We start from the raw sequence: 13,938 nt of genomic DNA on the forward strand, positions 1-13,938 counted from the left end.
GCGGCAAGAGAGCCTGTGCGATCAAGCCCCCGCGGCCGAGTTAAACCTTCCTCAACGCTGTTCCTTTACCGTTCGCGACCATCAGACGGGGTGCGAGCCACCCCATGGCGGAACGGGGGAGCGGAGGCGTGAAGAAAATATCGTTCAAGATCCGTTTCCCGAAAAAGCTTCTCCTTTCGCTGGCCGGGCTATTGCTCGTCGGCGGTGCGGGGGCGGGTGCTGCCGTCTATCTCGGCTATCTGCCGCTCGGCAAGATGCCGGCGGGGCATGATGACGCCGTCGAGGTCTCTGGTGTCGCCTGCACCACGCTCGACATGATCAAGCTGCAGCGTAATGGTCAGCGCTGGCTGAGAAAGATCGTCACCACGGAAGGCGCCGACGGCGTCGAGCGCGTGCGCACCGCCTTGCGGGTGGCCGGGGTGATGGCCAAGAGCGAGAAGGCGGATCTCTACCAGGTGATGGTGCTCGACCATGCCGGTCCGACCAGCCGGGCGGAGCGCCGCGGTCCGGCTATCGGCGCCGAGGTGCTCTTTGCCCCGCATCCCGATCGCCTGCCCTCCATGTCGGCGCCCTTCGAGGCGCGCTACATCAATGCCGATGCCAACGAGGCCGGCCTGTTCATCGGACAGGAAGTGGTGCTGTCGCCGGACGATGTTCGCGCCGCTTTGACGGCGATGACGGACCGCACCGACTGTGCCGATCCCAACGCCGCCGTCGCCGCGGCGGATGCGGCGGAAGGCCATGGCGGCGGCCACGCCAAGCCGGCCGAGGGGCATGGCGAGGCCGCGGCCGAGGGGCATGAGGCCGCGCCGGCAGAAGGGCACGGCGAGCCGGCAGCCGAGGGGCACGACAGCGCAACGGCGGAGGGCCACGGCGCGCCTGCCGAAGGCGAGGCATCTGCCGCGGAAGGCGGCCACGAGGCGCCGGGCGGCGAGAAGCCAGGGTTCCTCTCCTCGATGCTGTCGATGATCCCCGGACTCGGCGGCAGCGACAAGCCGGCACCCGAGGCCGCGCATGCCCCGGCTTCTGCAGCCGAGGGCGCCCATCCGCCGGCCGAGGGAGCCGCCTCCGCCGCGCATGCGGGCGAAGGTGACGAGATGCCGGCCGGCTCCCCGCCTGCCGCGGAAAAGGGCCTTCTCTCATCGCTGATGGAGAAAATTCCCTTCATCGGTGGAGACAAGGCAGACGACGCGGCGAGCGAGCATCCGCCGGTCGAACACCAGGTGGTCGGCGACCCGGCTCACACCGCACCTGCCGCCAATCCGCCGATCACCCCCGTCCACCCGGCCGAGACTGCCGCATCGCCTCACGGCCCCGCCGCGCCCGAGTCCGCCGACGCCCATCAGGCCGCAGCCACGCCGCAGGGTGAACTCTCGCCCGAAGCCGCCGATGTCGATGCCGCCCAGGCGCCGCCGCATGCGGCCACGGCCGAACATCCGGTCACAGTCCCGAGCGACGCGACCGACAAGGCCGAAACCCAAGCCGAAGCCGCGCCCGCCACGCCCGCCGATCTTCCGGCCCAGGATCCTCACTCGACCGCCGCAACACACTGAGGCGCACGGTCCCCGAACCGGCGTCCATCGCTCGCACCGGATAGGACTCCGCCACCTCCCTGCCTCCGCCATGCTCGGGCCTGTCCCGAGCATCTGCAACGGCGGCCAAGGTTGCGACGATCATGTGTGGCGACGCCCTGCGGCCAAGGGGGATTTGCCACGACCGAGAGGGAAGACGGCACCGGACAGAGGCGGAGACGACGGTAGATCCTCGGCACGCGGCCGAGGATGACGGGGGTTGGAGGTCAGTCGGCCTTGGCGCGGCGGGCGGGGAAGAGGATGACGTCGCGGATCGAGGGGGCGTTGGTGAGCAGCATGATCAGGCGATCGACGCCAATGCCGAGGCCCCCAGCGGGAGGCATGCCCTGGTCGATGGCGTCGAGGAACTCGTCGTCGAGCTGCTTGTCCTTCTCGCCGCGAGCATGGGCCTGCTGCAGCTGCTCGACCATGCGGGCGCGCTGTTCTTCCGGGTCGTTCAACTCGGAGAAGGCATTGCCCAGTTCCCAGGCATTGCAATAGGTCTCGAAACGCTCGACGAGCCGCGGCTCGCCCGGCACTTCCTTGGCGAAGGGCGAAATGTCCTTCGGGAAATGGGTGACATGCGAGGGCTGGATCAGCGTGCCTTCCACCTTCTCCTCGAAGATGAAGGCGAGGCATTCGCCCCAGGTCGCGTCCTTCTCCACCTCGAAGCCGGCTGCCTTGGCGGCGGCGCGGGCCTCCTCGTCGGTCTCGATCGCCAGGAAGTCGATGCCCGTCGCGTCCTTGACCGCATCGGGCATGGGCACGCGGCGGAAGGGGCCGGCAAAGGAGATCTGCTTGTCGCCGAAGGTGAGCTCGGTCGTGCCGTGGATGGTGGTGGCCAGCGTCGAGAACAGCCGCTCCACGAGGTCCATCATGTCCTCGTAATCGGCATAGGCCCAGTAGCACTCCATCATCGTGAATTCGGGATTGTGCCGGGTCGACACGCCCTCATTGCGGAAATTGCGGTTGATCTCGAACACCTTGTCCGAGAGACCAGAGACCAGCGTGCGCTTCAGGAACAGTTCCGGCGCAATGCGCAGATACATGTCGAGCTTCAGCGTGTTGTGATGCGTCTTGAAGGGCTCTGCTGTCGCGCCGCCATAGATCGACTGCAGCATCGGCGTTTCCACCTCCATGAAGCCGTCCGTTTCCATGAAGCGGCGGATGGCGGAGATGATCTGCGAACGCTGGCGGAAGCGCAGCTTCGATTCCTCATTGGTCATGATGTCGAGATGGCGCTTGCGATAGCGCAGCTCGATATCGGAAACGCCATGCCATTTTTCCGGCATCGGCAGCAGCGCCTTGGTGAGCATGGTGATCGCCTCGGCATTGATCGTCAGCTCGCCGCGCTTGGTGCGCCGCACCTTGCCGGTGACGCCGATGATGTCGCCGATGTCGATCATCGGCAGCAGCGCGCGGGCGGCCTCCGGCGTCGTGTCCTTGTGCGAGAAGATCTGGATCTTGCCCGAGGCGTCATGGACATCCATGAACATGCCGGAATTGCGCGAGGAGTAGACCCGGCCGGCCACGGTCACCTCGTCGCCGGACTCCGTGTCGGGCGCGAGATCGGCATATGTCTCGGCCAGCTCGCCATTGGTGATCGTGCGGTGGAAATGCGCCGGATAGACGTCGCCGATCTGGTCGCGCAGCAGCTTGAGCTTCTGCGCGCGAACCTCGGTCACGTCGGAGGAGAGCGCGGTTTCGGTCTTCTCGGTCATGGTCGTGAACCTCGTCCTACTTGCCACTGCCGGCCATGGAGGCCGCGATCTGGCCGGCGACCTTCAGGCGCTGGCGCACGACCGAACGGCCGAGAATGGCCATGGAATCGAAGAGCGGCAGCGAGCGCTGCGAGCCGGAGACGGCGACGAAGAGCGGTGCCAACACCACCTTGAGCTTCTTGCCCATCCGGTCGGCGATCGCCCGCAGCTCGGCTTCCACCGAAGCCGCGTTCCACTCGACGATCTTCTCGAGATCGGCCTGCACGGTCTTGAAGATCTCGTTCAGTTCGTCCGGCGTGGACTTGATCTTGGCGAAGGCGGCGGCGTCGAGGTGCAGGTCCGACTTCAGCAGAAAGCCGGCCAGATCCGGCAGCTCGCCGAGCTTGGAAATGCGCGACTGCGACAGGCGCAGGCCCTCGCGGATGCGGTCGTTCTCCATGGCCCAGTCGAGCACGCGGGCAATGAACTGCTCTTCGCTCAAGCCCTCGCGCAGCCAGCGGCCGTTCAGCCAGTCGAGCTTCTGCACGTCGAAGATCGCACCGGCCTTGGAGAGGTTGTCCGGGTCGAACTTGGCGGAGAGTTCGTCCATGGTCAGCATCTCCTCGCCCTCGGCGATCTGGATGAAGAACAGGCCGAGGAAGTTCATCAGCGCCTCCGGCAGATAGCCGAGCGCGGAGTAATAGGAGATCGAGGTCGGGTTCTTGCGCTTGGACAGCTTCGACTTGTCGGCATTGCGCATCAGGGAGAGATGCATGAAGACGGGCGGCTCGAGGCCGAGATAGCGATAGAGCAGAATATGCTTCGGCACCGAGGCAAGCCACTCTTCGCCGCGCGCCACATGGGTGATCTGCATCAGATGGTCGTCGATCACATTGGCCATGTGATAGGTCGGCATGCCGTCGGCCTTCAGCAGCACCTGCATGTCGACCGCATCCCACGGGATCTCGACCGGGCCATAGACGCCGTCGACGAAGGAGCAGACGCCCTCCGTCGGGATCTTCATGCGCACCACATGCGGCTCGCCGGCCTCGACACGGTTCGTCACTTCATCGGCTGAGAGATGCAGGCAGAGCCCGTCATATTTCGGCGGCTTGCCGGCGGCGCGCTGTGCCTCGCGCATTTCTTCGAGTCGCGCCGGCGTACAGAAGCAGCGGAAGCCGTGGCCGGCCTCGACGATCTTCTCCACATAGGGCTTGTAGATGTCCTTGCGGTCGGACTGGCGGTAGGGGCCAAAGGGGCCGCCAATGTCCGGACCTTCCGCCCAGTCGAGCCCGCACCATTTCAGCGCGTCGAGCACCTTCTGCTCAAATTCCGGAGTCGAACGCGTCGCGTCCGTATCCTCGATGCGCAGGATGAAGGTGCCGTTGTTCTTCTTGGCAAAGAGGTAGTTGAAGAGAGCGATATAGGCCGTGCCGACATGCGGCTCGCCGGTGGGGGAGGGGGCGATGCGCACCCGGACTGGTCTGTCGGTCATGGTCTGGCCTGTGGCCTCCGATCAGGAGGCATCAAAGAAGGAGCTTTCGGCGGAGGCAGCCCTCTTCAGGCCGCGCGAAGGCGGCCGGCCGGGCCGGCTCCAGGTCGCGGTCCTGAGACCATATTCCCCCGGCTGCGTCAAGACGAAGCCCGAGCCTCCGGCCTCTCCCGGACCTGGCGACGCCGGTGCAATCGCCCCGGCGTCGCCGCGCCTCAGTGGTGGGTCGGCGGCAGGCCGCCCTGGGCGGCCCTGATGCGGTCGCGCCGGCGGCGCGAGAACATGTTGAGCGCCTCGACGCCGGCGGAGAAGGCCATGGCGGCGTAGATATAGCCCTTCGGCACATGCACGCCGAAACCTTCGACGATCAGCGTGCCGCCGATCATCAGCAGGAAGGCGAGCGCCAGCATGACGATGGTCGGGTTCTTCTCGATGAAGTTGGCAAGCGGTGTCGCGGCCAGCAGCATGACGCTGACGGCGGCGATGACGGCGATGAACATGATCGGCACATGCGGCGTCATGCCGACGGCGGTGATGATGCTGTCGATCGAAAAGACGAGGTCGAGAATCAGGATCTGGCCGATCGCCGAGGCGAAGGTGACCTGCGCCACATTCTTGCCGGCGCCGACCAGATCTTCCTTGCTGTCGGTCACATCCACCGAATGGTGGATCTCCTTCGTCGCCTTGTAGACCAGGAACAGGCCCCCGGCGATGAGGATCAGGTCCTTCCACGAGAAGTCATGGCCGAAGGCGGTGAAGACCGGCTGGGTGAGCTGGACGATCCAGGCGATGGTGAAGAGCAGGCCGAGGCGCATGACGAGCGCCAGGCCGATGCCGATCTTGCGGGCCCGCTCGCGCATCTCGGCCGGCAGCTTGTTGGTCAGGATGGAGATGAAGATCAGGTTGTCGATGCCGAGCACGACTTCCATGACGACGAGGGTGACAAGAGCGACCCAGGCGGTGGGGTCCTGGAAGATCAGCAGGAAATCCTGCATCGGGGAGGGTCCTTCCTCGATGGAAAAGAGCGGATACGGCCTCGTCGAAGACAGACGAGACAAGCGAGCGACAGTCGGTCGATCCGGACGACCCGGACAACCGATGGCTAATCTATGATTCGCAAAGAGAAGGGCAAGCGTACCAACACCAGCAAAGGCTGCGGGATCCGGTCACTTTTTCGCGTTCAGCCGCGTTTATAGCTCTTGAGGAACATGGAAACGGCGGCGGTGACCATCCGCTCCACCTCCACCTGCTCCGGCGGCTCGGTCATGAAGCCGAAGATGCGCCGCTTGAAGAGCCCTGGCATGCAGAGCTCGATGAACTGGCGGGCGGCGAGGTCGGGATCGTCCATCTCGAGCACGCCCTCCGCCACCTTCTTTTCCAGAAAGGCCTTGAGGATCGTATAGCCGTTCTCCGGCGAGCTCGAGAAGAAGCGCTGGCAGAGCGCCGGCATGCGCTCGCTGACCCCCAGCACCATCTTCATGCCACGCACCGTCTGGTCCGAGCACATATGGGTGACGAAGGCGATGCCGAAATCGTGCAGAGCCTGCTCCACCGGGCCGTTGACATGCAACAGCGACTTCACGGTGGCGACGATGCGGGCGCGCTCCCGCTCGATCATGGCAACGAAGAGATCGTCCTTGCTGTCGAAATAGACATAAATCGTGCCCTTGGAGACGCCGGCCTCTCGGGTGATGTCGTTCATGCTGGCCGCGTCGAAGCCGCCGGCCATGAAGACGCGCTTGGCGCCATCGATGATCTGCTCGCGCTTGACCGGATCCTCACCGGCAGCCTTGCGGCCGCTACCTGGCGCGGCACCAGCGGCGGGCACCGGGCTTGCGGCAACGGACTTCCTTCGCTCGGCAGTCGTCATGGCGACATCGGACCTTTCTTAATGACCCAGTTATATTTCGAACCACGCGGTTCGATTTGCTCTTGATATGGGCGATGAAGGGAGCTATGTCAATTCGAACCGAACCGTTCGGTTCAATTTCGCACGATCTTAAACAGGGATCCGGCCCATGGCAGGTTCAAGCAGCAAGGCGGCGCATGTGCGCCCGGTGGATGAAGGTTTCGAGGCAGAGAATGCAGCCGGCGTCGATCCGGCCGCCGAGGCTCGTCCCGAAAGCCCGCCTGCGGAAGCCCGAAAGAGCGAGGCGCCGGTTGCAGCGCCAGCCGCACCCTTGACGGCGAAGAAGTCCGGCAAGGGCAAGCGTGTGCTGCTGCCGATCATCGCTCTCGCGGTGCTCGGCGCTGCTGGCTGGTTCGGCTATGAATGGTGGACCACCGGCCGCTTCATGATCTCCACCGACGACGCCTATATCGAGGGTGACCTCACTTCGATCGCGCCGAAGGTCTCCGGCTATGTCGAGACGGTGAATGTTGTTGCCAACCAGCATGTGAAGGCGGGCGATCCGCTGGTGACCCTGGACAATGGCGACTACCGCATCGCCGCTGATCAGGCCGAAGCGCAGATCGCCACCGAGCGCCTGTCGCTGAAGCGCTTTGATGCGCAGATTGCTGGCGCAAAGGCGAGCCTCGACCAGGCGGAAGCGCAGAAGAACGCGCTCGCCGCGGCCGTGCGCGGCGCTGAGATCGCCCAGAAGCGCGCAAGCACCCTGCAGTCGAAGGAGGTCGGAACGGTCGCCTCGCTCGACCAGGCCAATGTCGCGCTTGATCAGGCGCGGGCCAATCTTCTGGCAGCCGATGCGACGATTCAGGCGGCCTCCGCCAATATTTCGGTTCTTGAAGCCCAGCGCGCCGAAGCCGAGAGCACGATCCGCTCGCTGGAACTTTCGCGCGACAAAGCCGAGCGCGATCTTGGCTTCACGGTCCTCAAGGCACCCTATGACGGCGTCGTCGGCAATCTCGCCGTCCAGGCAGGCGATCTCGTTTCGGCGGGTCAGCGGCTGGCGGCCCTCGTGCCGGTCGATGCGCTCTATATCGACGCCAATTTCAAGGAAACGCAGATCGCCGGCCTCGTCCCCGGCTCCAAGGTGAAGGTCCATGTGGACGCCTATGACGAGGAGCCGATCGAAGCGACCGTGCAGTCGATTGCCCCGGCCTCCGGCTCGGTCTTCTCTCTGCTGCCGCCTGAAAATGCGACAGGCAATTTCACCAAGGTGATCCAGCGCGTGCCGGTGCGCATCGCGCTGCCCAAGGAGGCGTTGGAGAGCGGCCGCCTGCGCGCGGGCCTGAGCGTCGTCGTCGATGTCGATACCCGCACCGCGCCGTCGGCGAAAGAGACCGCCGCCCGCTAGGCCCGGCGAGACGCCGGCTGGCCGGCGCCTCCTTCGGCCCCTTGTTCCGCAGCAAATCGCATGCCCTCGGATCGGCCCATCCAGCCGCCGAGGCGCAGCTATTGGAGTGAGCCATGGCTCAGACAGCAGCAGCAACGGCCGGCGGCGCGCTGGCAGGCCCCGGCCGAACGGCCGCGCCGGCGGCGCCCAGTGAAACCATGGACCCCAGGCGGCTGATCGCCTTCTTCGCCATGGTCGTCGGCATGTTCATGTCGATCCTCGACATCCAGATCGTCTCGGCCTCGCTCGCCGAGATCCAGGCCGGTATTTCCGCCGGCTCCGACGAGATCGGCTGGGTGCAGACCTCCTACCTTATCGCCGAAGTCATCATGATCCCGCTGTCGGGCACGCTGGCGCGCATCGTCTCGACCCGCGTGCTCTTCGCCGCCTCTGCCACCGGCTTCACCATCGCCAGCGCGCTCGCGGCGACGGCGACCAATATCGACCAGATGATCATTTATCGTGCGCTGCAGGGCTTTATCGGCGGCGGCATGATCCCCTCCGTCTTTGCGGCCGCCTTCACGATCTTCCCGCCCTCCAAGCGCACCATCGTCTCGCCGATCATCGGCCTCATCGCGACGCTCGCGCCCACCATCGGTCCGACGGTCGGCGGCTATCTCAGCCACGCCTTCTCCTGGCACTGGCTGTTCCTCGTCAATATTCCGCCAGGCATCGTCGTGGCGATCGTCACCTGGAACTTCATCGATTTCGACAAGCCGGAGCTTTCGCTCATCCGCAAGTTCGACTGGTGGGGGCTCCTGTCCATGGGTGTCTTCCTGGGCGCGCTCGAATATGTGCTCGAAGAGGGCAACACGAATGACTGGTTCAGCGACAGCCATATCCTGATGGGCGCGGTCGCGAGCGTCGTTGCCGCGGTCGTGTTCTTCTACCGTGTCTTCACGGTCGATTTCCCAGTCGTGGACCTCCGCGCCTTTTCCAATCGCAACTTCGCCTTCGGCTCGCTCTTCTCTTTCATCATGGGTATCGGGCTCTACGGGCTCACCTATCTCTACCCGCTCTATCTCGGCCAGATCCGCCACTACGATTCGCTGATGATCGGCGAGACCATGTTCGTTTCGGGATTGGCCATGTTCGTTACCGCACCGATCGCCGGCGTGCTTTCCGGCAAGCTCGATCCGCGGGTGATGATGGTGATGGGTTTTGCCTCCTTCTCGCTCGGCACCTGGATCATGAGCGGGATCACGGCGGACTGGGATTTCTACGAATTGCTGATCCCGCAGGTGCTGCGCGGCTTCGGCATGATGATGTGCATGGTGCCGATCAACAATGTCGCGCTCGGCACGCTGTCGCCCGATCGCATCCGCGGTGCCTCAGGCGTGTTCAACCTGACGCGCAACCTCGGCGGCGCCGTCGGCTTGGCCGCGATCAACACGATCCTGACCCGGCGCGAGGACATGCACTATGCCCAGCTCTCCGAACACGTGACCTGGAGCAATCCGGAGGCGATGGAGATGCTGAACAACATCGCCGGCAATTATGCGAGCCATGGCATGGACGGCTCGGTGATCGCGCTGAAACGGGTCGCCGGTATCGTCCAGCAACAGGCGGCGATCCTCTCCTTCGCAGACGTGTTCTTCATCCTCACCGCCCTGTTCACGGGCCTGATCCTCTGCGTCTCCTTGATTAAACGCCCGCAAATGCAGGCTCGCGGCGGCGGTGGCGGCGGGCACTAGTTCTCAGATCACGGGCGTGCACCGGACTGACGAACCGGGTGCGTAACCTGCGCCGCCACGCGCCTCCAACTTTCTGATTTACGTACATCAGAAAATCCTCTAAGCCTTTCGGCCGGAGGAGAGCATGCGGCCGACGGTACATGATATTGCTGCTGAGGCAGGGGTCAGTCTGGCCACGGTCGACCGCGTCTTGAACCGGCGGCCGGGCGTCAAGGCGGCCACGCGGGCCCGTGTCGAGGCGGCGATCAGCGCGATCGGTTACGAGCGCGACATGGCGGCGGCCAATCTGGCGAAGAGCCGCGTCTATTCCTTTCTCTTCATCCTGCCCTCGGGCGACAATTCCTTCATGCGCGGGCTCGAAAGCCGGGTGCACGAGGCCGTGCGTCGGGCGGCGGTCGATCGGGTCGCGATCTCGCTCGTGACGGTCCCGCCCTTCGATGCGGCCTCGCTTGCGGCAGCGCTCGATGCGGCGCGGGAGCTGCAACCGGCCGGCGTCGCCGTGGTGGCGGTCGATGCGCCCGAGGTCGAGGCGGCGGCGATGCGGCTCAAGGAGGCCGGCATTCCGCTGGTCACCCTCGTCTCCGATCTTCCTGCGGAGTGCCGCAGCCATTTCGCCGGGATCGACAATATCGCGGCCGGGCGAACGGCGGGCGGGCTGATGCGCCGCTTCGCCGGCCCTGAGCCGGGCCGGATCGCGGTGCTCGCCGGTTCGATGCGCGTCATCGACCATCGCGAGCGGCTGGAGGGGTTCCGGCAGGCGGTGGCGCCCGCAGGCCATGTCATCCTGCCGGTTCTGGAAGCGCATGACGATCCGGCCGCCGCCGAGCGGCTGGTCGGCGCGCTTCTTACGCAGGAGCCGGAGCTTTCCGGCATCTACAGCCTCGGCGCGGGCAATCGCGGCCTGATCGCCGCGCTTCGTCTGCAGAAGCAGGCGCGTCCGCGGGCGGTCATCGCCCATGAGCTGACCGCCCATACCCGCGCGGCGCTCGAGGCCGAGCTGATCGATGCCGTTCTCAACCAGGATGCCGGCCACGAAGTGCGCAGCGCCATCCGCGTGCTCAAGGCACGGGCGGACGGCGTCGCGGTGATCGCGGCGCAGGAACGGATTCGCATCGATATTTTTCTCAAAGACAATCTGCCCTTCGCCGAGGGTGGAGACGAGGCGCCGGCGCCATCGCCGGACGCGGCATAGGAGACGGCACGCATGTATCTCGGCATTGATCTTGGAACCTCGGGCGTCAAGGCGCTCCTGATGGACGACGACCAGCGGATCGTCGGCTCCGGTTCAGGGGCACTCGAGGTCTCGCGTCCGCAGGCCGGCTGGTCGGAACAGGATCCCGCCGATTGGATCAGGGCGACGCAGGAGGCGATCGCTGCACTGAAGGCCGCCCATCCCGCCGAACTGGCGGCCGTGCGCGGGATCGGCCTTTCCGGGCAGATGCATGGGGCCACCTTGCTCGACGCCTCCGACACCGTGCTCCGCCCCTGCATTCTGTGGAACGATACGCGCTCCTTCGCGGAAGCGGCGGCGCTCGACACCGATCCGCGATTTCGCGCGCTGACCGGCAATATCGTCTTCCCTGGCTTCACCGCGCCGAAGCTCGCCTGGGTTGCCAAGCACGAGCCGGAGACCTTCGCCAAGGTTCGCTGGGTGCTGCTGCCGAAAGATTATCTGCGCTTGTGGCTGACAGGCGAGCACATGTCGGAAATGTCCGACTCTGCTGGCACCTCCTGGCTCGACACCGGCAAGCGGGCCTGGTCGGCCGATCTTTTGGCGGCGACGGGGCTCGAGGAGCGGCAGATGCCGCAGCTGGTGGAGGGCACGGCGCCGGCCGGTCAGCTCAAGGCATCGCTCGCCGCCGAATGGGGCATGGGCGAGGGGGTCATCGTGGCCGGCGGCGCCGGTGACAATGCGGCCTCGGCCTGTGGCATGGGCACGATTGGCGAGGGCCAGGCCTTCGTCTCCCTCGGCACTTCCGGCGTGCTCTTTGCCGCCAATGCCCGCTATCTGCCCAATCCGGAAAGCGCGGTCCATGCCTTCTGCCATGCGCTGCCCGACACCTGGCACCAGATGGGGGTCATCCTCTCCGCCACCGATGCGCTGAACTGGCATGCCGGGGTGACCGGCCGCAGCGCCGCGGAACTGACCTCCGAGCTTGGCGAGGCCCTGAAGGCGCCGAGCGGCGTCACCTTCCTTCCCTACCTCTCCGGCGAGCGCACGCCGCACAATGATGCGGCGATCCGCGGCGTCTTTGCGGGGCTCGGCCATGAGAGCAGCCGCGTGGTCCTGACCCAGGCTGTACTCGAAGGCGTCAGTTTCGCGATCCGCGACAGTCTCGAAGCGTTGAAGACAGCGGGAACCGAGCTCAGGCGCGTCACCGCCATCGGTGGCGGATCGCGCTCGCGCTATTGGCTCGCCTCCATCGCCACCGCGCTCGATATTCCCGTCGATCTTCCGGCCGATGGCGACTTCGGCGCGGCGTTCGGCGCAGCACGGCTCGGCCTCGTCGCGGCGACAGGGGCGGACCCGCTCTCAGTCTTCACCGCGCCGCGCACCGCCGCCACCATCGAGCCCGATCGCGCGCTGACCAGCGCCTATGAAGACGCCTACCAACGCTACCGCCGCCTCTACCCCGCCGTCCGCACGGCGATGGCCGGCTGACCCCATTATCCAACGACAACAGCATCACAATGAGGACACACCCATGAGCACCGGCTTTTTCGGCGACATCCAGAAGATCGGCTTTGAAGGGCCGGACAGCACCAATCCGCTCGCCTTCCGTCACTACAATCCCGACGAGATCGTGCTCGGCAAGCGGATGGAAGACCATCTGCGTTTCGCCGTCGCCTATTGGCACACCTTCGTCTGGCCGGGCGGTGATCCCTTCGGCGGCCAGACCTTTGAGCGTCCCTGGTTCAAGGACACGATGGATGCCGCCAAGCTGAAGGCCGACGTCGCCTTCGAATTCTTCTCGCTGCTCGGCGTTCCCTATTACTGCTTCCACGATGCCGACGTGCGGCCGGAGGGTGCTGGCTTCAAGGAAAACACCCGGAACCTGAACGAGATTGTCGACCACTTCGCCGGCAAGCAGGCGGAGACCGGCGTGAAGCTGCTCTGGGGCACGGCAAACCTCTTCTCGCATCGCCGCTATATGTCCGGCGCGGCCACCAATCCCGATCCGGACGTCTTTGCCTTTGCCGCGGCGACCGTGAAGACCTGCATGGACGCGACCGTCAAGCTCGGCGGCGAGAACTACGTGCTCTGGGGCGGCCGTGAAGGCTACGAGACGCTGCTCAACACCAATCTGAAGCAGGAGCTCGACCAGCTCGGCCGCTTCGTCAACATGGTGGTCGAGTACAAGCACAAGATCGGCTTCAAGGGCGCGATCCTGATCGAGCCGAAGCCGCAGGAGCCGACCAAGCACCAGTACGACTACGACGTCGCCACCGTCTACGGCTTCCTCAAGTCCTACGGGCTCGAAAACGAGGTGAAGGTCAATATCGAGCAGGGTCACGCGATCCTAGCCGGTCATTCCTTCGAGCATGAGCTGGCGCTTGCCAATGCGCTCGGCATCTTCGGCTCGATCGACATGAACCGCAACGATTACCAGTCGGGCTGGGATACCGACCAGTTCCCCAACAATGTTCCGGAAATGGCGCTCGCCTATTACCATGTCCTGGCCGGCGGTGGCTTTACGACAGGCGGCACCAACTTCGACGCCAAGCTGCGCCGCCAGTCGCTCGATCCGCAGGATCTGCTGATCGGTCATATCGGCGGCATGGATTGCTGCGCCCGCGGCCTGAAGGCAGCGGCCCGCATGATCGAGGACAAGGCGCTCTCCGGCCCGCTCGACGAGCGCTATGCTGGCTGGAAGTCGGCCGAAGGTCAGAAGCGCCTGACCTCGCTGTCGCTCGAAGAGCTGGCGGCCCATGTCGAGGCGACCGACCTCAATCCGCAGCCGAAATCCGGCCGACAGGAACTGCTCGAGAACATCGTCAATCGCTACGTTTGATCGACTGGCTTCGTCAGGTGGCGGCTCCTGCTGCCGCCTGACGCTGGTTTGTCGGCTCGGGGTCTTCCCGAGGCGGCTTGGGCATCCCTAGATTTACTAGTTGCATTCCTCAGAAAGCATTCAGTTACGTGCGTAGATGCTTTCTTTCAACTTTAATTAAGTCGGATGTGTC

At 65.1% G+C, this 13,938-nt stretch carries 10 protein-coding genes; 6 read left to right on the forward strand and 4 right to left on the reverse strand.

Annotated elements, in window-relative coordinates:
- Positions 1 to 128: 128 nt before the first annotated feature.
- The gene (locus tag ACLE20_RS07335) at positions 129 to 1,553 is read left to right on the forward strand and encodes a hypothetical protein (protein WP_410939624.1); all 1,425 of its coding nucleotides are present in this window, start codon (positions 129 to 131) and stop codon (positions 1,551 to 1,553) included.
- Between the two features lie 245 nt (positions 1,554 to 1,798).
- On the opposite strand, the gene lysS is transcribed toward ACLE20_RS07335, so the two are convergent.
- The 4 genes from lysS to ACLE20_RS07355 form a co-directional block, all read right to left on the reverse strand.
- Positions 1,799 to 3,292, reverse strand: a complete 1,494-nt coding sequence (gene lysS / locus ACLE20_RS07340; protein ID WP_410939625.1) for a lysine--tRNA ligase — start codon at positions 3,290 to 3,292, stop codon at positions 1,799 to 1,801.
- Positions 3,293 to 3,308: 16 nt separating this feature from the next.
- Positions 3,309 to 4,766 carry a glutamate--tRNA ligase gene (gene gltX / locus ACLE20_RS07345; RefSeq protein ID WP_410939626.1) on the reverse strand — a complete coding sequence of 486 codons (1,458 nt, stop codon included), beginning with the start codon at positions 4,764 to 4,766 and terminating at the stop codon, positions 3,309 to 3,311.
- 212 nt (positions 4,767 to 4,978) lie between these two features.
- Positions 4,979 to 5,758 carry a TerC family protein gene (locus tag ACLE20_RS07350; protein ID WP_410939627.1) on the reverse strand — a complete coding sequence of 260 codons (780 nt, stop codon included), beginning with the start codon at positions 5,756 to 5,758 and terminating at the stop codon, positions 4,979 to 4,981.
- A 185-nt stretch (positions 5,759 to 5,943) separates the two neighbouring features.
- On the reverse strand, positions 5,944 to 6,633 hold the full coding sequence (locus ACLE20_RS07355; protein ID WP_410939628.1) for a TetR/AcrR family transcriptional regulator: 690 nt from the start codon (positions 6,631 to 6,633) through the stop codon (positions 5,944 to 5,946).
- A 148-nt stretch (positions 6,634 to 6,781) separates the two neighbouring features.
- Here ACLE20_RS07355 and ACLE20_RS07360 point away from each other — a divergent pair, with 148 nt between their 5' ends.
- The 5 genes from ACLE20_RS07360 to xylA all read left to right on the forward strand — a co-directional run bounded on the left by ACLE20_RS07360 (position 6,782) and on the right by xylA (position 13,766).
- Entirely contained in the window at positions 6,782 to 8,020 is a 1,239-nt protein-coding gene (locus ACLE20_RS07360; protein WP_410939629.1) for an HlyD family secretion protein, read from the forward strand.
- A gap of 113 nt (positions 8,021 to 8,133) precedes the next feature.
- On the forward strand, positions 8,134 to 9,753 hold the full coding sequence (locus tag ACLE20_RS07365) for a DHA2 family efflux MFS transporter permease subunit (protein ID WP_410939630.1): 1,620 nt from the start codon (positions 8,134 to 8,136) through the stop codon (positions 9,751 to 9,753).
- Between the two features lie 124 nt (positions 9,754 to 9,877).
- The gene (locus ACLE20_RS07370; protein WP_410939631.1) at positions 9,878 to 10,945 is read left to right on the forward strand and encodes a LacI family DNA-binding transcriptional regulator; all 1,068 of its coding nucleotides are present in this window, start codon (positions 9,878 to 9,880) and stop codon (positions 10,943 to 10,945) included.
- A 12-nt stretch (positions 10,946 to 10,957) separates the two neighbouring features.
- Positions 10,958 to 12,415, forward strand: coding sequence for a xylulokinase (gene xylB, locus ACLE20_RS07375; protein ID WP_410939632.1), 1,458 nt, complete (start codon positions 10,958 to 10,960; stop codon positions 12,413 to 12,415).
- A 43-nt stretch (positions 12,416 to 12,458) separates the two neighbouring features.
- Entirely contained in the window at positions 12,459 to 13,766 is a 1,308-nt protein-coding gene (gene xylA / locus ACLE20_RS07380) for a xylose isomerase (RefSeq protein ID WP_410939633.1), read from the forward strand.
- The last annotated feature ends 172 nt before the right edge of the window (positions 13,767 to 13,938 follow it).

The organism is Rhizobium sp. YIM 134829 (genome assembly GCF_046546455.1).

What these genes read in the sequence shown, in the direction of transcription:
- gltX (WP_410939626.1), bottom strand. Translation starts at nt 4,766, where the DNA reads ATGACCGACAGACCAGTCCGGGTGCGCATCGCCCCCTCCCCCACCGGC.
- ACLE20_RS07360 (WP_410939629.1), top strand. Translation starts at nt 6,782, where the DNA reads ATGGCAGGTTCAAGCAGCAAGGCGGCGCATGTGCGCCCGGTGGATGAA.
- ACLE20_RS07365 (WP_410939630.1), top strand. Translation starts at nt 8,134, where the DNA reads ATGGCTCAGACAGCAGCAGCAACGGCCGGCGGCGCGCTGGCAGGCCCC.
- xylA (WP_410939633.1), top strand. Translation starts at nt 12,459, where the DNA reads ATGAGCACCGGCTTTTTCGGCGACATCCAGAAGATCGGCTTTGAAGGG.
- ACLE20_RS07370 (WP_410939631.1), top strand. Translation starts at nt 9,878, where the DNA reads ATGCGGCCGACGGTACATGATATTGCTGCTGAGGCAGGGGTCAGTCTG.
- xylB (WP_410939632.1), top strand. Translation starts at nt 10,958, where the DNA reads ATGTATCTCGGCATTGATCTTGGAACCTCGGGCGTCAAGGCGCTCCTG.
- ACLE20_RS07350 (WP_410939627.1), bottom strand. Translation starts at nt 5,758, where the DNA reads ATGCAGGATTTCCTGCTGATCTTCCAGGACCCCACCGCCTGGGTCGCT.
- lysS (WP_410939625.1), bottom strand. Translation starts at nt 3,292, where the DNA reads ATGACCGAGAAGACCGAAACCGCGCTCTCCTCCGACGTGACCGAGGTT.
- ACLE20_RS07355 (WP_410939628.1), bottom strand. Translation starts at nt 6,633, where the DNA reads ATGACGACTGCCGAGCGAAGGAAGTCCGTTGCCGCAAGCCCGGTGCCC.